13 protein-coding genes and 1 pseudogene are annotated in these 17,417 nt (G+C 66.6%); 5 read left to right on the top strand and 9 right to left on the bottom strand.

Annotation, left to right across the window (positions count from 1 at the left end; translation table 11 throughout):
* Positions 1–1,375, bottom strand: a 1,375-nt coding sequence (locus BMZ97_RS19465) for a methyl-accepting chemotaxis protein (protein ID WP_092173270.1), incomplete at its 3' end; no start/stop codon positions are given.
* A 403-nt stretch (positions 1,376–1,778) separates the two neighbouring features.
* On the opposite strand from BMZ97_RS19465, the gene BMZ97_RS19460 reads away from it, so the two are divergent.
* Genes BMZ97_RS19460 through BMZ97_RS19450 form a run of 3 tightly spaced genes read left to right on the top strand, consistent with a single transcriptional unit; the run spans position 1,779 to position 5,408 of the window.
* Positions 1,779–2,909, top strand: coding sequence for an ABC transporter ATP-binding protein (locus tag BMZ97_RS19460; protein WP_092173391.1), 1,131 nt, complete (start codon positions 1,779–1,781; stop codon positions 2,907–2,909).
* Positions 2,906–3,895, top strand: a complete 990-nt coding sequence (locus tag BMZ97_RS19455; protein ID WP_092173267.1) for an ABC transporter ATP-binding protein — start codon at positions 2,906–2,908, stop codon at positions 3,893–3,895. Before BMZ97_RS19460 ends, BMZ97_RS19455 begins: the two co-directional genes overlap by 4 nt.
* Before the next feature lie 40 nt (positions 3,896–3,935).
* Positions 3,936–5,408, top strand: coding sequence for an alkaline phosphatase family protein (locus tag BMZ97_RS19450; protein ID WP_092173264.1), 1,473 nt, complete (start codon positions 3,936–3,938; stop codon positions 5,406–5,408).
* Positions 5,409–5,494: 86 nt separating this feature from the next.
* Here BMZ97_RS19450 and BMZ97_RS19445 read toward each other — a convergent pair whose 3' ends face one another.
* The 8 genes and pseudogenes from BMZ97_RS19445 to dctP all read right to left on the bottom strand — a co-directional run bounded on the left by BMZ97_RS19445 (position 5,495) and on the right by dctP (position 13,951).
* Positions 5,495–7,072, bottom strand: coding sequence for an ABC transporter substrate-binding protein (locus BMZ97_RS19445; RefSeq protein ID WP_244546494.1), 1,578 nt, complete (start codon positions 7,070–7,072; stop codon positions 5,495–5,497).
* Between the two features lie 88 nt (positions 7,073–7,160).
* Positions 7,161–7,943 (bottom strand): glycerophosphodiester phosphodiesterase, encoded by a 783-nt coding sequence (locus tag BMZ97_RS19440; RefSeq protein WP_092173385.1) that lies wholly within the window; start codon positions 7,941–7,943, stop codon positions 7,161–7,163.
* A 16-nt stretch (positions 7,944–7,959) separates the two neighbouring features.
* Positions 7,960–8,850, bottom strand: a complete 891-nt coding sequence (locus BMZ97_RS19435; RefSeq protein WP_092173261.1) for an ABC transporter permease — start codon at positions 8,848–8,850, stop codon at positions 7,960–7,962.
* The gene (locus BMZ97_RS19430; RefSeq protein ID WP_092173258.1) at positions 8,847–9,788 is read right to left on the bottom strand and encodes an ABC transporter permease; all 942 of its coding nucleotides are present in this window, start codon (positions 9,786–9,788) and stop codon (positions 8,847–8,849) included. Before BMZ97_RS19430 ends, BMZ97_RS19435 begins: the two co-directional genes overlap by 4 nt.
* Before the next feature lie 114 nt (positions 9,789–9,902).
* A complete protein-coding gene (locus tag BMZ97_RS19425; RefSeq protein ID WP_092173255.1) occupies positions 9,903–10,883 on the bottom strand; it encodes a ketopantoate reductase family protein in 981 nt (326 codons plus the stop codon).
* An 82-nt stretch (positions 10,884–10,965) separates the two neighbouring features.
* Positions 10,966–12,345: a TRAP transporter large permease gene (locus BMZ97_RS19420; protein WP_244546504.1), complete on the bottom strand. Its 1,380-nt coding sequence runs from the start codon at positions 12,343–12,345 to the stop codon at positions 10,966–10,968.
* A 69-nt stretch (positions 12,346–12,414) separates the two neighbouring features.
* Positions 12,415–12,924: pseudogene (locus BMZ97_RS31600) on the bottom strand (TRAP transporter small permease); the annotation flags it as partial.
* 1 nt (position 12,925) lies between these two features.
* Positions 12,926–13,951: a TRAP transporter substrate-binding protein DctP gene (gene dctP / locus BMZ97_RS19415; protein ID WP_092173249.1), complete on the bottom strand. Its 1,026-nt coding sequence runs from the start codon at positions 13,949–13,951 to the stop codon at positions 12,926–12,928.
* 264 nt (positions 13,952–14,215) lie between these two features.
* Here dctP and BMZ97_RS19410 point away from each other — a divergent pair, with 264 nt between their 5' ends.
* Both BMZ97_RS19410 and BMZ97_RS19405 read left to right on the top strand, forming a co-directional pair.
* A complete protein-coding gene (locus BMZ97_RS19410) occupies positions 14,216–15,745 on the top strand; it encodes a serine hydrolase domain-containing protein (RefSeq protein WP_092173246.1) in 1,530 nt (509 codons plus the stop codon).
* A complete protein-coding gene (locus BMZ97_RS19405) occupies positions 15,742–17,319 on the top strand; it encodes an ABC transporter substrate-binding protein (RefSeq protein ID WP_092173243.1) in 1,578 nt (525 codons plus the stop codon). Before BMZ97_RS19410 ends, BMZ97_RS19405 begins: the two co-directional genes overlap by 4 nt.
* Positions 17,320–17,417: the final 98 nt, after the last annotated feature.

Genomic DNA, 17,417 nt, shown 5'->3' with positions numbered 1-17,417 from the left:
TGGTCTGGAAGGCGATGTCGTCGATCACCCGGATGATGTCGGAGATCTTCTGCGAGGCGCTCTCGATGCGCGCCATTGCAGCGACCGCCTCAGTCGCGATCGTGCCGCCCGACTGCGCCGCCTGCATCGCTTCGGTTGCGATCGCGGCGGCCTGCCTGGAGGCCTGGGCCGAGGCCTTCACCGAGGCTGCGAGCTCCTCGGTCGTCGCCGCGGTCTCCTCCAGCGAGCTCGCCTGCTCTTCCGTGCGCTTCGACAGATCATCGGCGCCCATCGTGATCTCGCGCGCCGCCAAGCCGACATCCGCAGAGGTCGTCTGGATCGTGCGCACCGTCGAGGACAGGCGGTCGACGGTGGTGTTGAAGTCGTCGCGAAGCTGCTCATAGGCCGCCGGAACGGAAGCCTCGATGCGATGCGTCAGGTTGCCATAGGACAGTTCGGCGAGGCCGCGAGCCAGCTCCGTGACGACATTTTCCAGCTCCTTCGCCTGCTTGAGCTGCTGCTGCGCTCCCGCCAGGCGCTCGGCTTCGGTTGCGTGGCGGGTGTCTTCGATCAGGCGCGCTTGCGCGGCGGCAGCGGTTTCGAGCTCCGCCTTCTCGATCGCGGCGCTGCGCAGGACACCGACCGCATCGGCCATCGCCGCGATCTCGTCGCGGCTGCGGATGACGGGGATCGTCGTCTCGATATCGCCCGAGGCGAGCCGGTGCATCGCGGCCTTCAGGCTGCCGAGCGGCTTCATCATGCGGCGCAGGACCAGCAGCAGCACGGCGCCGCCCACCAGCGCGATCAGCAATCCGGCGATCACGTTCCCCCAGATCATCTCGTCGATCACGACCAGGAAATCGGCCTGCCTGATGCCGACGAACAGGATGCCGATGACCTGGTTGTTCGATTTCTGGATGATCGGCTCATAGATCGTGAAATAGGGCAGGCCCAGAATGTCGGCCGCGCCGGAATAGGTCTTTCGATCCTTGAACACGGCGTCATAGGCGGAACCTGCGGCCAGCTTGGTGCCGACGGCGCGCGAGCCATCGGGCTTCTGCACGTTGGTGGCAACGCGCACATCGCCCATGAAGACCGTCGCCACGCTGCCGGCCAGCGCCTTGACCTTGTCGACGGCAGCGAAATTGCCGTTCACCAGCTCATTGCCGAAATAGAGCTTGTCGCCCTCCAGCTTCGGCTCGCCCTTGGCGACGAGAATATCGCGCAGCAGGTTGATGTTGACGGAGAGGCTGGATTGCGCCCGCTCGCGCATCGCCTTGTCGGCCGCGTGGATCGACACCAGGACGGATGCGGCGACGGCCGCGCCCACGATGAGGACCCCGACGATAGCCAGGCGGGTCGCGATCGGCAGCCGAAATAGAAAGAGCTTCTTCATGAGGCGGCTCATTGTTGAATGGGCGGCGTGACACACCCAGGAACGCTTCAGCTTTGTCTATAATAATGAAAGGCTGCTTAATTTTAGGGTTCTTACCTCTCTCAACGCATAGGTTCGAAATTTTCGGCGTAGAGATGCGCAGGAGAAATCCCCTGTAAATGAATACATCAGAATATAACTTGGCGTAGCAATCAGTATTTCTTCGATCTGTGCATTTTACTGCAAACTACCAAAGGCCCATACCGGAACGCGGATTTCATCCTTCGAAACGCCGCGGTGCTGCTTCTCAGGATCGGGGCTCAGCGAGGTTTCCAGCCGAACCGTCGGAGCGGCGTGGCCTGATCAGTCTTCTGTGACGATAGTGTCATCGGACGGTCATCGGCCGATGCGTAGTTCGGCCGCCATGAGCGACGCTCCGACACATCATTTGACCCCGCAGGACGTCTCGCCCTCCGCGATCCCTCGCTCGGGCGGCACGACACCCCCTTCTACCCCGCTGCTGGCGCTGGAAGCCTTCACGGTCTCGTTCCGCAACGGCCATGGCGCGACCCGGGTCGTGCATGGCGTCGATCTCACGCTTGCACCGGGGGAAGCGCTCGGCATCGTCGGCGAATCCGGCTGCGGCAAGAGCGTCACCTGGCTTGCGGCCTTGCGGCTCCTCGGCAAGGGCGTCGCCACCTCGGGCAAGGTTCTGCTCTCGGGCCAGGACATCACGCATCTCGGCGAGCGCGAGATCGCGCGCATTCGCGGCGGCCGGATCGGCCTGATCTTCCAGGACCCGACGAGTTCGCTCAATCCGGTGCATCGCATCGGCACGCAGATCGGCGAGGCGCTGCGCCTGCATCGCGGCCTCTCCGGTGCGGCGGGACAGGCGGAAGCTTTGCGCCTGCTCGACCGTGTCGGCATCGCCGACGCGCCGCGCCGGCTGCGGCAGTACCCGCACGAATTGTCGGGCGGCATGAACCAGCGCGTGATGATCGCGATCGCGCTGGCCGGCGAGCCCGACGTGCTGGTCGCCGACGAGCCGACGACCGCACTCGACGCCACCATCCAGGCCCAGATCCTCGATCTCATCCGCGACATTCGCCGCGATACCGGCATGGGCCTCGTGCTGATCTCGCATGATCTCGGCGTCGTGGCCGATCTCTGCGACCGTGTCGCCGTCATGTATGCCGGCCGCGTCGTGGAAACCGCAGCGACCTCGGCGCTGCTGCATCAACCTCATCATCCCTATACGCGAGGGCTGCTGGCCGCCCTGCCGGAGCTGGAGGGGCCACGCCTGCGCCTGACGCCGGTGCCCGGCACGGTGCCCGCGCCCGATGCGATGCCGCCAGGCTGCGCCTTCGCGCCGCGCTGCATCTCGGCTGCCGCCATCTGCCAGGTCGCGCCGCCGCCGCTCGCCCCGGCGGGCGGCGTCCGCCAATCCGCCTGCCTGCGGCTCGATGCCTTGCCGCCCTGGCAAGGCAGCCCGGAGCAGCGGGCCTCGAGCCAGCGTGAGCAGCGCCTGGAAGAGCTTGTCGGGATGTCGTCATGAGCGCGCTTCTGACGGTGACGGATCTGGCGCGGCACTATCCCGCCGCTGGCGCGCGCGGCGAGCGGCGCCTGCTGCACGCCGTCGATAGGGTGAGCTTCTCGCTCGATGCCCGCCGCACGCTCGGCATCGTCGGCGAATCCGGCTGCGGCAAGTCGACGACGGCCAAGCTGGTGCTGGGCCTGCTCGCGGCCTCCTCCGGTCGGATCGATTTTGCCGGTGAGCCGGTCACAGCGGAGCGCGACGCGAGATGGCGCGCCATGCGCCGGTCCATGCAGATGGTCCCCCAGGACCCGCTGGCAGCGCTCGACCGGCGCCTGACGGTCGGCGAGCAGGTCGTCGAGCCGCTGCAGATCCACGATCTCGAAGCCGGCCCTGGGGCGCGGCAGGAGCGGGCGCTTTCGCTGTTCGAGGCTGTGGGGCTGCGTCCCGACCTGTTCGACCGCTATCCGCATGAATTATCGGGCGGCCAGCGCCAGCGCGTGGTGCTGGCGCGCGCGCTGGTGCTCGACCCCAGACTCGTGGTCTGCGACGAGCCGATCTCGGCTCTCGACGTCTCCGTCGCGGCGCAGGTCATCAACCTGTTGCAGGATCTGCAGGGGCGCTTCGGCATGGCCTATCTCTTCATCAGCCACGACCTCAAGGTGGTGCGCCAGATCGCCGACGAAGTCGCCGTGATGTATCTCGGCCGTATCGTCGAGCAGGGTCCGCCCGATGCCCTGTTCCATGCACCCGCCCATCCCTATACCGAGGCGCTGGTCTCGGCGGTGCCGACGCCCTGGCGGCGCATGCGCGAGCGCATCGTGCTGTCGGGCGATCCGCCCAACCCGGTCGACCGGCCCAGCGGCTGCGCCTTTCATCCGCGCTGCCCGCGCGCCATGGCGCTGTGCGCGACGGAGGCTCCGGCCCTGCGCCGCGTGGCGGATGGGCGGCTCGCCGCCTGCCATCTCGCGCCGGCCATCGACAGCCCGGTTGCCGTAGCCGCCTGAGTGCGTCAGGAACCGCTTCCATATCCTTCGGAGACAGACGATGGCGCAGAATGAGCAGGCCACTGCCGAGCGGGTGATCGTGGCGGTGTTCGACGGTCTCCGGCCCGATATGGTGACGCCCGAGCTGACGCCCAACATCCTGCGCCTGGCGGCGCGCGGCACCTGGTTTCGGCAGGCGCGCAGCGTCTTTCCCTCGCTGACGCGCGTCTGCACGAGCGCGATCGCCACCGGCGCGCCGCCGACCACGCATGGCATCGTCGGCAACGCCTTCTACCATTCCGCCGCCATGCCCGAGCATGTCTTCGACACCGGCCGGAGCGGCCATCTCCGCCGCGTCGAAGCTCATCATGGCGGGCGCCTCATCGATGTGGACAGCTTTGGTGACGTTCTCGCCCGCGCCGGGCGACAGCTCTGCGTGGTGCATACAGGTTCGCCCGGCTCGGCGCATTTCATCAACCCGCGCGCCCGCGACAACGGCCACTGGACCTTCTCGATGCATGGCGTCGACGGCACCCAGACGCCCCATGCCGTGGTGGAGGCGCTGGAGACGGTCGGCCCGCTGCCGGAGCGCGAAATGCCGCGCCTGGGCGAGTTGCGCTACGCGGCGCGATTGATGGTGGAGCATGTCTTGCCAGTGCTTGCGCCGGATGTGGCGCTGGTCTGGTTCAACGAGCCCGACACGACCTTTCACTACAAGGGCCTCGGCTCGCCTGAAGCCAGGGCCGGGCTGCAGGAAGCCGACAAGGCCTTCGGCGCCATACTGGACTGGGTCGACGCCCAGCCGGATGCAGAGCGCATCGCCGTGATCGTCGCATCCGATCACGGCCAGATCTCGACCTGCGCCATCCACCCGCTCTTCGACGACGCGCGTCAGGCGGGCTTTGCGGTCGCCCAACCCGACGCGTTCGACGGTGCGGCCTTCGTCGCCACCGGCGGCATCAGCGGCGAGATCCGCCGCCTCAATGGCGACCGCGACGGCGTTGAGCGGATCGCCCATTGGCTGATGCAGCAGCCGGCCGTCGGGCATGTCTTCTCGCCCGCGCGCAACGAGGTCGAGGGCGTGGTGGACAGCACCCTGTCCCTCGCGCTGATGGGCAACGGGCATGAGCGCCAGCCGGACCTCATGTTCATCCTGAAATCGGATCTCGCGACCGACCAATACGGCCTGCCCGGCCTGGGGACGATGACACCGGGCGACGTGCCGCTCGGCGGCGGCATGCATGGCGGCATCAATCCGCACGAACTCAACACCGTGCTCATCGTCGCAGCCGAGACGGCGGAGGGGCGCGGCTCCCTGTCCTCAGCGCCGGCCGGCATCATCGATATCGGCCCGACCGTGCTCGGCCTGCTCGGGATAGCGCCGGCGCAGACCATGCAGGGCCGCAACCTCGCCCGCCCCGCCCGCGAAGAAGCGCGCGTCACGCGCTATTCGGCCGGTCGCGGCGCTTTCAGCCAGCATGTCGACATCGTCGAGCAGGACGGCCGCCGCTTCATCCTGGGCGGCGGGCATTGAGGGCGCACGATCGACTTCCAATCGCCAGCCAGATCAAAAAGAAAAGGGCGGCCAAGCCGCCCTTTTCTTATATTTGTACCCTGCCTTCAGCTGCGGCCGAAGGACAGGTTGTCGGGTCGCAGATCCATGAAATAGAAGGTGTTCGGCCGCCAGGCGATCGCCTTCTTGATCGCGTAGGCCTCGCTCGGCTGGTAAAGGATCGTGGCCGGGGCCTCGTCCTCCCAGATGTCGAGCATCTCGGTGAAGAGGGCCTTGCGCTTCGCCGGATCGACCTCCGCCTCAAGCGCATTGCCCGCTTTGTTGAAGGCCCCCGCCGAGGTCCAGAACTTCGAGACCTGGACCTCGCCGGCCGGCCCCCAGGCCACCCAGATCGAGCCGAGCGGATCGGGCAGGCGGGTCGAATTCGACCAGTTGAAGATCTGCGAGCCGGCGCCGCGCAACTGGGCCGAGTTCTCGACGACCTGCAGCGAGGCGTTGAGGCCGACCGCCTTCCATTGCTCGACCAGAACCTGCGCAGATTCGAGCGCGTTGGTGTAGTAATTGGCCATCGTCCGATAGACGACCGGCTCGCCCTTGTAGCCCGCCTCCTTCAACAGCGCCTTCGCCCTCGCCGGGTCATAGGGCAGCTTGCGGCCCTCGACGAACATCTCGCCGTATTCGGGGAAATTGTGGCTGGCCGGCACTAGGGCCGTGCCCTGCCACAGCGTATCGACGAGCTTCTGGCGGTCGATGGAGCAGACCAGCGCCTGGCGGATGCGCTTGTCGGAGAGCAGCTTGTCCTGGTCGTTGAAGGCGAGCACATGCACGTTCGCCAGCACGACCGAGCGCACATCGATGTCCTTGTAGCCGCCGACGATGCTCATCTGGTCCGGCGGAATATTGGTGATGAGGTCGTAGTCACCCGCCACGAGGCCGGCGACGCGGGCGGCCAGTTCCGGCACGCGCTTGAAGATGACGCGTTTGGCCGAGGGCTTGGCCATGAAATAATCGTCGAAGGCCTCGAGCACGGTCGCGTCAGCGGCGCTGTGCGATACGACCCGGTAGGGGCCGGTCGCAACGGGCTTCCTCGAATAGGCCTCGAAGCCCATCGCCTCATAGGCGCGCTTGTTGACGATCCAGGCGCACCAGGAGGCGAGCCGCTGTTCCAGCAAAACGTCGGGCGTCCTGGTGCGGAAGCGCACGCTGTAGCGGTCGATCGGCTCGACGCTGGCCAGCACGCCGAAATAAGCCTTGCCGCCCGGGATCTGGGCCTTGTCGCCCCAAAGCCGCCCGTCGCGGAAGGTGTAGGCAACATCCTCGGAAGTGAGCTCATCGCCATTGTGGAACTTCACGCCCTGGCGCAGCGTGACGATCAATTCCTGCGGCGAGACACGCTCCCATTTTGTGGCGAGATGCGGCTTGAGCTCCGAGCCGCCGCCATCGGCCGTGCCGAGGAAATTGCGCCGGATCAAGGTGTCGAAGATCGAATAGGTGACGCGCGTGCCGACATTGGAGAGTTCGCGGGCCGGCTCCAGCGTCGCCGGCAGATCGGCGACAGCCACGGTGAAATTCGGCCGGGTCTCGCCGGCGGCAAAGCCCGGCTGGACGTTCAGCGCGATGGGGGTGGCGATCGCGCCTTCCAGGAAGCGGCGGCGGGATATCGTGATCCGGGGCATCGTGACCATTATGGATCCTTGGAACAGCCGGCGCGGCCAAGCCGACGAGGTCGGCGCGGCGACCGGCACCAGTGGAACGGCGAATGCGTGGCTTGCCTCAGCCAGGCGACAATCCGGTGACATCGGGGCGCCCAGTGAGGGCTTCGACCAGAAGGCGCGGATCGTCGAGCAGGACCGCGTCCGGCGACAGCGCAAGCAGCCGATCGAGCCCGTCACGATCGATGCGCCCGACCGGGAAAGGCGGATAGTTCGGCAAGGCCACCGAACGCGGCTGGCCGACCATGACCGCAAGCTTCAGGCCTTCGGCCCGAACCGCGGCGGCACGTTTTGCCGTAGCAGTGCCTTGCCATAGCCGGAACCAGTCTGCGCCGGCGGCGCGAGCCAGTGCAGCCGAGTCAGGATCGGCGGCGAAAGCGAGCAACGCGACCTCGCTCGTCCGGGCTCGCGCCGAGGCGATGAGATCGAGATCGCGCAGACCGAGCAGCGTGCGCCCGGCCGCGCCGGCCTGGCTCAGCTCCGCCAGGATGCGCGGCACGACGGCGCGCTCAGTCAGCTTCACGTCGAGCAGCAGCCCGAGTGGGTCCGAGGCCGCGATGGCGTCCTGCAGCGTCATCACCGCCGGCAAGAGGTTGCGGATGGTGGCGAGATCGACCTCCGCCACCGCACGGGGATCGCCGCAGAGGCGTTTCAGATCGGCATCGTGCAGGCAGACGAGCACGCCATCGACTGTCAGCCGCAGATCCGTCTCGACCATGTCGGCTCCTGCCGCCACTGCTGCCCGAAAGGCCTCGGCCGTATTCTCGGGCGCCAGCAGCGCCCCGCCGCGATGAGCGATGACGAGCGGGCGTCCCGAAGCCGGCGATTGTGCGGACAACATCATCCTGATCATCCCGCCCTTACGTCCGATCGACCGTGGGATCGAACCTGTCGCGCAGCCAGTCGCCGAACAGGCTCATCGACAGGGTCGTCAGGAAGATCGTCAGCCCGGGGAAGACGGCGATCCACCAGGCGTTGAGCAGATAGCGCCGCCCCTCGCCCAGCATCAGGCCGAGCGAGGTGCCCGGCGGCTGCACGCCGAGCCCCAGGAAGGAGAGCGAGGTTTCGAGCAGGATCGTGCCCGGAAAGTTCAGGGTCGCCTGCACCACCAGCGCCGCGACGATGTTGGGCAGGAGATGGCGCATGATCACCCGCACTGGCCGCGCGCCGAGCGCCTCCACCGCATTGATGTACTCGCTCTCCTGCTCGGAGACGACGAGGCCCCGAGCCAGCCTGGTATAGCGATCCCAGCCGTCGATGCTGACCAGGATGATGAAGAGCAGGATGTTGTTGCCGAAGAAGGCCAGCATCGTCAGGGCCAGGAACAGCGCCGGGATCGCCGCCTGCGCGTCGACCAGCATCATGATGCCCTGGTCGACGAGCCCCTTGAACCGCGCCGCCACAAAACCGAGCAGCGTGCCGAAGACCGCCCCGATCAAGGTGCCGAGCACCGCGATCAGGATCGAGGTGCGGATGGCGAAGATCAACCGGCTCAGGATATCACGCCCGAGCTGGTCGGTGCCGAGCCAATAGGTCATGCCGCCGCCCTCGGACAAAGGCGGGCGCAGACGCGCGGCGAGGTTCTGGGTGGTGAAGTGGATCGGCGCCAGCCAGTCGGCGAGCAGCGCGACGAGCACGGTGAGCAGGAGAAACGCCGCCGACGCTTTGACGATGGGTGACATCGCAACCCGCGCCGGGCGGGCGCGAAGCGCAGGCGGCGCGAGAGCCGCGCTGTCGAGACCCGTCGTCATGCCCGTGCTCCCCCAGCCTGCCGGAAGCCGCCCAAGCGGGGGTCGATCAGGATATGCAGGATATCGACGAGCAGGTTGGCGCAGATCATGATCACCGTGATGGTGAGGATCACGGCCTGCACCACGGCAAGATCACGCGTCGCCACCGAATCGACCAGCAAGCGGCCGACGCCGGGCCAGGCGAAGATCGTCTCGACCACGGCGCTGCCGGCGAGAATCCCGCCGATCTCGATACCGAGGAACATCAGGAGCGGCACCGACGCATTCGGCAAGGCGTGGCGGATGACGACGCCGAAGGGCATCACGCCACGCCCGCGCGCCGCGCGAATGAAGGGCTTGCCGAGCACCTCCAGCGTCGAGGTCCGTGCGAAACGGGCAAGCCGGCCCGCCAGCGGCAGCCCGAGCGTCACCATCGGTAGGATGAGATGGGCCGGAGTGTCCGACCCTGCCGAGGGCAGGACGCGCAGTTTCAGCGCAAACAGCAGGATCAGCAGGATGCCGAGAAAGAAGATCGGGATGGCATAGCCGAACACGGCCGAAGCCATAGCCAGCCTGTCGATAACGCTGTTGTGCCTCAGCGCCGCTAGCACGCCAAGCGGCAGGCCGACCAGCAGGGCCAGCAGGAGCGCGGATGTGCCGAGCAGCGCCGTCTTCGGCAGGGCCTCGAGTACCGCAGCGAAAGCCGGCCGGTCATCGGCGAAGGAGGCGCCGAAATCACCCCTGGCAGCGCTGAGCAGATAACGCAGATATTGCTGGTGGAGCGGCTGATCGAGACCCCAGAGGTCGCGGTAATAGGCGCGCACATCCGGCGGCGTGTCGATCGAGAGCATGATGTCGGCGGGGTCGCCCGCCAGACGCAGCGCGATGAAGACCGCCGAGACGCAGATGAGGAGCGTGAGGATGGCGCGCCCCGCGCGCAGGGCCAGGAACCGAAACATGCGTAAAACCGATCGACACGACCTCGTGACAAGCGGCGCATCTGCAAAGCCGGCGACGACAGATTGATGACGGTCGCGCGCTTTCCACCTCGATCAGGCGCAGGCGTACTCCGATCAGCCCGCGGCTCCCCATCGCTGCCGCCAGGCATTCCCTGCCAGCGCCGCGACGCAGTCGATCAGCGGAGTGGGAACTCCGGCCCTTCGGCCGAGCTCGGTGACCGCGCCTGCGATCGCACCCAATTCCAGCGGCCGGCCAGCCTCCATGTCCTGCAGCATCGAGGTCTTGACGCCGACCAGGGTGGGAGGAAGCTCCAGGCGCACCTCGAGATCGGGCCTGTCCTCGATGCCGAGCGCTGCGGCCACCGCAACGCATTCCGCCATGATCGACTTGGCGACGCTGCGGAGCGCGGGGTCGCCGATGATGGCGTCGATCGTCGCTCCCGTCAGCGCCGAGACCGGATTATAGGCGGCATTGCCGAGGAGTTTGTGCCAGACCGCGCCTCGGATGTCCGTGCTCGGCTCGGCGTCGATGCCGCCCGCCTTCAGGAACGCCACGACATCGGCAAGCCTCGCGCTCGTCGGCGCCAGCGGTTCGCCGATGACCAGGCGCTTGCGGCCGTTCCAGGCGATCCGGTTCGGCGCCGGGCGATTGGCGCCGACATAGACGACACAGCCGAGAATCTGGGTGGTCGGAAGCGCTGCCGCGATCGCGCCTTCGGGGTCGACAGAGGTCAATTTCCGATCGCCGAACCTCTCGTCCAGCCCATCCAGATACCACCATGGAATGCCGTTCAGCATCGGCAGCACGATCGTCTCGGGCCCGAGCAGAGGCGTCACCAGATCCAGGCCCGTCGGCCAGTCATGCGCCTTATAGCCGACCAGAACGAGATCCTGCACGCCGGCCGAGGACGGATCGGCCGTCGCGTTGACGGATAGCGTTTCGGCGGATGACGCGGTTTCGAGGGTCAGGCCGTCGGAGGCGAGCAGGGCCGCCGTCGCCGGGCGCGCCACGATGAGAGGGCGCTGCCCCGCCTTGGCCATATGCCAGGCGATGACGCCCCCGATCGCACCCGCACCGACAACCGCCACCCGCATGGTTCTGCTCCCGCTCCACAAATTGAGAGCGGACTATAAAGCGCCGAGACGGATGCAACAGTCTCGATCCCGTGCAGGTTGCCTACTTGATCATCACCGAGGGCAGCCAGGTCACGAGGCCCGGGAACAGGCAGCAGATGATCACCGCCAGGAACATCAGCACGACGAAAGGCATCGTGCCCCAGATGATGTCCGAGAGCGGGATGTCGGGGGCGATGTTCTTGATGACGAAGATGTTGAGGCCCACCGGCGGGTGGATCAATCCCATCTCCATCACGATGGTCATGACGACGCCGAACCAGATCAGGTCAAAGCCTGCGGCCTTGAGCGGCGGCAGCACGATCGGCGCCGTCATCAGGATGATCGAGACCGGCGGCAGGAAGAAGCCGAGCACGATGACGAAGAGCAGGATCGCCGCCAGCAGCACCCATTTCGACAAGGATAGCCCGATCACCCAGGCGGCCATCGCCTGGCTGATATGGAGATAGCTCATCACATAGGCATAGAGCAGCGACATGCCGATGATCATCAAGAGCATGGTCGATTCGCGCAGCGTGCCGGTGACGATCGGCATCAGCTTGGAGGGCCGCCAGATGCCGTACATCGCGCCGATGACGATCAGCGCCAGCACTGCGCCGACGCCGGCCGTCTCCGAGGGCGTCGCCCAGCCGGCATAGAGCACGACCATGACGCCGGCCAGGATCGAGACGAAGGGCGCGACCCAGGCAATCATCCTGAGCTTCTGACCGAGCGTGTAATGCTCCTCGGTCAGCAACGCCGAGCGGACGCCGGTCTCGGCTGCGATCGTCTGAGCCACCGCGAATTCCTTGCGGTAGCGCAGCACCGAATAGAGTGCGAACAGCGTGATCAGCAGCAGGCCCGGCCCGATGCCGGCGAGGAAGAGCTTGCCGAGCGAGACCTCGGCCGCGACTGCATAGAGCAGCATGGTGACCGAAGGCGGCAGCAGGATGCCGAGCGTGCCGCCGGCCGCGATAATGCCGGCGGCGAAACCGCCGGAATAGCCGCGCTGGCGCATCTCCGGGATGCCGGCCGAGCCGATCGCCGAACAGGTCGCCGGCGACGAGCCCGCCATGGCGGCGAAGAGACCGCAGGCGATGGTGTTGGCGACGCCGAGCCCGCCCGGAATCCGGTGCAGCCAGGCATGCAGGGCTGAATACAGGTCCTTGCCGGCGTTGGAGCGCCCGATCGCCGCGCCTTTCAGGATGAAGAGCGGGATCGCCAGGATGATGACGTTGGCGAGCTCCTCGTAGAAATTCTGCGCGATGGTATCGACCGAGGCCGACGGCATGAACAGCAGCATGAAGACGAGCGCGACGACGCCGAGCGCAAAGGCGATCGGCATGCCGGAGAACATCACGACGAGCGTCGCCACGAAATAGGCGATGCCGACCTGGGCCTGCGAAAGGCTCGTGACCAGCGGCCTGACCGGCCTCTCCCACATCAGCAGCGCCACCACAGCCAGGACGACGACGGCGAGAACCAGCAGCGAGCGCTGGCCGACCTGCAGCGCGACCTGCACGGCCAGCAGCGCCATGCCGAGGGTCAGCAGCGAATAGGGAATCCAGAGCGGCGGCCCCCAGGCCGAATGCGAGGTCTGGCCCTCATGCAACGCTTCCTGCAGCAGGCCTCCGGCCTTCCAGGCGAAGAACAGGCAGAAGGCCAGCACCACGGCATCGACCGTGGCGCGCCGGGCCGCGTTCAATCGCGGCGACAGCATATGGTCGAGGAAGTCGATGCCGATATGGCCACGCCGCTGCTGCACGGCGCCGGCCGAGAGGAACATCGCGCCGGCGACCAGGAAGATCGTGACCTCGTCCTGCCATTCGACGCCACGACCATAGAGATGGCCGGCGATGACGCCGAAGGTCAGGACCAGCGCGGCTGCAAGGAGCGCAACAGCCGAGAGCTTGAACAGCGTCTCGTTGACCGCGCCGATGACGGCGGCGATGCCGCCCGTCACCGGTGTCGAGGTCCGGATGTCGCTGGCGAGGATGGCGTCGTGCTGCAGGCCGCCCGCCATTTCAGGAAACCGCGCGAGCGAGCTTCAGAAGTTCGGCGGCTTCGGTCGATTTGGCCGCATAGTCCTTCCAGGCACTCTCCTCGGAGATCTTGCGCCAGGCAGCGAGGTTGGCGTCGGTCTGGTCGATGACCTGCACGCCCTTGGCGGCATAGACCTTGGCGACCTCCTCATCGTCCTTCTTGGCCTCGGCCGTGCCCCAGGCCTCCATCTCGGCGCCGACATCGAGCAGGGTCTTCTGCTGCTCGGGCTTCAGGCTGTCGAAGATCGCCTTGGACATCAGCATCGGTTCGAGCATGAACCAGAACGAGCCTTTGCGGGCCGCCGTCAGCGATTTCGACAATTCTTCCAGGCGGAACGAGATCAAGCTGGTCGAGGAGGTCACGGCGGCGTCGAGCGCGCCGGTCTGCATGCCGATATAGACCTCGTTCGACGGCATGGTCGACACCTGCGCGCCTGCGGCGGTGAACATCAGATCCATCTCGCGGCTGCCACCGCGGATCTTGATGCCCTTGACGTCGTCGGGGCCGCCGATCGTGCCCTTGCGCGAGGCGACACCGCCAGCCTGCCAGATCCAGGAGATGATCTTGATGCCCTTGTCCTCGACGATCTTGGTCAGCGCCTTGCCGACCTCCGAGGTCTTCCATTTCGCGCCCTGCTCATAGCTCGTGACCAGGCAGGGCATCAGCCCGAGATTGCAGGCGTGCAGCTCGCCGCCGGCATAGGCGATCGGGTAGAGCGACATGTCGAGCGCACCCTTGCGCATCGCCGAGAACTGCGCGTTCGTCTTCATCAGTGACGAGTTGGCGTAGACTTCGAATTTGAGCGAACCGGCCGTCCGCTTCTCGACCTCGCGCGCCATGATCCGGCACAGCCGATCGCGGAAATCGCCCTGGTCGATGCTGCCGCCGGGAAACTGGTGCGAGATCTTCAGCGTCGTCGCGCTCTGGGCGGAGCCCGGCCGGCTGAAGGTCAGGACGGCGGGAGCCGCGATGAGGCCGGACAGGACGTGGCGTCGGTCGAACTGCATGTCTTCCTCCCATGGAAGAGCCAAAGCGGTGAACCCCGCCTGCTGTTTTCGCTCGCCTTATACGGGCGTGCGTTCCCGCACATAGAGCATGCTTCAACGGCCGATGCCATCATGAGCGGCTAGACAGTTTGTCGGTTTTCCGGTTCGGCGGCAGCGATCGCCGCACGGGCCTGCTCCCACTGCATAGCGCGGAGATTGCGCCGGCCACCGAACTTCCCCGACACTCGCTGCCAGCGATCGCCCGACGGATGAGGAGAGGCCGGAATGCTGGATTGGACGCGCGCCAGGGCCGAGGCCTCGAGCATCACCGAGGCTTGGCGACGGGAAGGCGGACCCGGCGGGGCGGTCGTGATCTTCGACAGCAACGGCGTGCGCGAGGCGCTGAGCGGCGGCTTCGCGGTGATCGAGCACGGGCTCGCCTTCACCCCGGACACAACGAACCGCTTCGCCTCGATCAGCAAGCATATTCTGGCGACCCTGCTGCTGCAGGCGGACGTGCCCTTCGACGCCCCGCTCGGGACATGGCTTGCGGATCTGCCCGAGGCCTTCGCCCAGCTGCCGCTCGGCCGCGCGCTCGACATGACCGGCGCCTTGCCGGACATGATGGAGGTGTTCTGGCAGCGCGGCGTGCCCTACACCGCCAGCCTGAGCGCCAGCGAAATCCTCGCCGTGGCGCAACGCCTGCCGTCCCTGAATGGCGAGCCTGGGCTGGAGATGGCCTATTCCAACACCGGCTGGCGCCTCGGCCAGCTCGTGCTGCAGAAGCAGCTCGGGATCGATTATGCCGAGGCCGTCGACCGGCTGATGGCAGAATTCGACCTGCCGATCCGGTTTCCGCAGGATGAGACCGAGATCGTGCCCGGTCTCGCGACGGGATATTGGCGTGACGGCGAGAGCTGGCGGCGCGGCCGCTACGGCTTTCATTTCTCCGCTTCGGGCGGGATTGCCGGCAGTGCCGCGGGGCTGGCGCGCTGGGCCTCGGCCCTGCTCGCCGGGCGCGGCTCGCTGGCCGGCATGCTGGAGCGCCTGACTGCGCCGCGCGCCTTCACCGATGGCAGCAGCAGCGTCTATCGGCTCGGGCTGGTCTGCAACGCATTGGAGGATATCGCGCTTGTCGGCCATGGCGGCTCGCTGCCCGGCTATCGCAACCACTTCCTGATGGCGCCCGACCATGGCGTCGGCGTTGTCATACTGACCAATCGCGAAGAGGATGCGCTCTGGCTGAGCCTGAGCGTGCTTGCCGCGCTGCTGGGCCGGGACTTGCCCAGCCCCGCAACCGATGTGCCCACCGGCCTGTTCGCTGCCGAGAGCGGCCCGTTCTGGGCAGAGCTCGCGCCGGATTCGATCAGCTTCATGGGCGGCTATGAGCGCCTCGTCAGCGACGGCGACAACGGCCTGCGCAGCCTGCCCGCCTATCTCGACATCAGGCTCAGGCGAGCCGACACTGACACATTCGAAGGCAGGATCGGCGGCGTCCAGCGCCGCCTCGCACGCGTTCCCGCGGCGACGGCTCTCGACCAGCGGCTGGCAGGACGCTGGCGCGAGCGCATCTTCGGTGCGGAGATCCTGATCCGCCCGGACGCTACCGCCGTGATGCCCTGGGCGGGAGACGCCGGAACCGAAACCGTGCTCACCGCCCTGCCAGGCGGCCGGGCGCTCGCCGATCTGAGCCATGGCCCGTGGCGGCATCGGCCTTGTCTTTGCTTGCAACCGGACGGGTCGCTTCATCTCGCCAGCCACCGCGCCCGCGGCCTGCAGTTCGACCGCATTGCCGAACAAGGAGCCCGGTCATGAAACTCTCGCGTCTCGCCGCCCTGGCCATCTCGGCCGCCTGTCTTACCCTCCCCGCTCAGGCACAGCCGGCGCCCGGAAAAATCCTGCGCGTCGTACCGCATTCCGATCTCAAGAACCTCGACCCGGTCGCATCCTCGATCGTGATCACGCGCATGCATGGGCTGATGATCTACGAGACGCTGTTTGCCTGGGACGCCGGCCTTAATCCCAAGCCGCAGATGGTCGAGAGCTTTTCGACCTCCGACGATAAACTGACCTGGAGCTTTACGCTGCGCCCGGGCCTGAAATTCCATGACGGCCAGCCGGTGACGACGCGCGACGTCATTCCTTCGCTGAAGCGCTGGATGGCGCGCGACACGATCGGCGGCAAGCTCGGCGAATACACCGAGGGCATGCAGGCCATCGACGACAGGAGCTTCACGCTCAAGCTGAAGCGTCCGATGGCGCTGGTGCCGTTCGCGCTCGGCTCCGCCGTCGGCCAAATTCCGGCGATCATGCGCGAGAGCGACGCCACCAGCGACCCGATGAAGCCGATCTCCGAAACCATCGGCAGCGGGCCGTTCCGCTTCAACAAGGCGGAGTGGCGTAGCGGCGCCAAGGTCGTCTATGACCGCAACCCCGATTACGTGCCGCGCTCCGAGCCGGCGGACGGACTTTCGGGCGGACGCGTCGTCAAGGTCGACAGGGTCGAGTGGATGATCATGCCCGACCCGGCAACCGCGGCCGCGGCGCTGCAGACTGGCGAGATCGACATCTGGGAGCAGCCCAGTCAGGACCTCGTTCCGGTCATTTCGCGCGACAAGAATGTCAAGATAGAGCGCTACAACAACTTGGCGACCCAGGCGCTGCTGCGACCCAACCAGTTGCATCCGCCCTTCGACAATCCCAAGGCCCGCCTCGCGCTCGCCTACGCCACCGACCAGGCCGAATTCATGGCTGGCGGCTATGGCGACGAGGCATGGTGGAAACGCTGCAACTCCTATTTCATCTGCGGCAGCCCCGACGGCACCGAGGCCGGCGCTGAAATCTTCGGCAAGCCCGACCTCGCCAAGGCCAGGCAGCTTCTGGCGGAAAGCGGCTACAAGGGCGAAAAGCTCGTGCTCACTTCGAGCATGGATATTCCAGCGATCGGCCGCATGGCCGAAGTCGCCGCCGACAGCCTCAAGAAGGCTGGCTTCAATATCGACCTCCAGTTCTCCGACTGGGGCACGGTCACGACGCGCCAGCAGAATCGCGGCACCACCGATCAGGGCGGCTGGAACCTGTTCGTGACCACGGCCTCGGGCGCGACCATGCAATCGCCGCTGACCAATATCGGCACCAACATGGCCTGCGAGAAGGCCTGGGCCGGCTGGCCCTGCGATGCGGAAGCCGAGCGATTGCGCGGCGCCGTCGTCGATGCGCCCGACGACGCCAGCCGCAAGCTCGCGATCGAAATCCTGCATCGCCGGCTGGCCGAGGTGCAGCCTTATCGGGTGCTCGGCCAATTCGACCAGCCCTATGCCCGGCGCAGCAATGTCATGGGCGTGCTGAGCGCGCCCGTGATGCTGTTCTGGAACATCGAGAAGAACTGAAACGGCTCCTGAGTCCTGCCCCGCAAGAGCCGTCGCGTCTTCGGGCTCTTGCAGGGCACGCCCCATGGTTTTATATGCATGCAAGTAATTAGCATGCT

The sequence above is a fragment of the Allobosea sp. OK403 genome, from assembly GCF_900113835.1.
GTDB lineage: Bacteria > Pseudomonadota > Alphaproteobacteria > Rhizobiales > Beijerinckiaceae > Allobosea.
Note: the sequence above shows the minus strand (reverse complement) of the source record. Positions and strands in the feature narration are given on the sequence as shown.

What these genes read in the sequence shown, in the direction of transcription:
- BMZ97_RS19445 (WP_244546494.1), bottom strand. Translation starts at nt 7,072, where the DNA reads ATGGTCACGATGCCCCGGATCACGATATCCCGCCGCCGCTTCCTGGAA.
- BMZ97_RS19440 (WP_092173385.1), bottom strand. Translation starts at nt 7,943, where the DNA reads ATGATGTTGTCCGCACAATCGCCGGCTTCGGGACGCCCGCTCGTCATC.
- BMZ97_RS19410 (WP_092173246.1), top strand. Translation starts at nt 14,216, where the DNA reads ATGCTGGATTGGACGCGCGCCAGGGCCGAGGCCTCGAGCATCACCGAG.
- dctP (WP_092173249.1), bottom strand. Translation starts at nt 13,951, where the DNA reads ATGCAGTTCGACCGACGCCACGTCCTGTCCGGCCTCATCGCGGCTCCC.
- BMZ97_RS19420 (WP_244546504.1), bottom strand. Translation starts at nt 12,345, where the DNA reads ATGTGGGAGAGGCCGGTCAGGCCGCTGGTCACGAGCCTTTCGCAGGCC.
- BMZ97_RS19450 (WP_092173264.1), top strand. Translation starts at nt 3,936, where the DNA reads ATGGCGCAGAATGAGCAGGCCACTGCCGAGCGGGTGATCGTGGCGGTG.
- BMZ97_RS19425 (WP_092173255.1), bottom strand. Translation starts at nt 10,883, where the DNA reads ATGCGGGTGGCGGTTGTCGGTGCGGGTGCGATCGGGGGCGTCATCGCC.
- BMZ97_RS19460 (WP_092173391.1), top strand. Translation starts at nt 1,779, where the DNA reads ATGAGCGACGCTCCGACACATCATTTGACCCCGCAGGACGTCTCGCCC.
- BMZ97_RS19455 (WP_092173267.1), top strand. Translation starts at nt 2,906, where the DNA reads ATGAGCGCGCTTCTGACGGTGACGGATCTGGCGCGGCACTATCCCGCC.
- BMZ97_RS19435 (WP_092173261.1), bottom strand. Translation starts at nt 8,850, where the DNA reads ATGACGACGGGTCTCGACAGCGCGGCTCTCGCGCCGCCTGCGCTTCGC.
- BMZ97_RS19405 (WP_092173243.1), top strand. Translation starts at nt 15,742, where the DNA reads ATGAAACTCTCGCGTCTCGCCGCCCTGGCCATCTCGGCCGCCTGTCTT.
- BMZ97_RS19430 (WP_092173258.1), bottom strand. Translation starts at nt 9,788, where the DNA reads ATGTTTCGGTTCCTGGCCCTGCGCGCGGGGCGCGCCATCCTCACGCTC.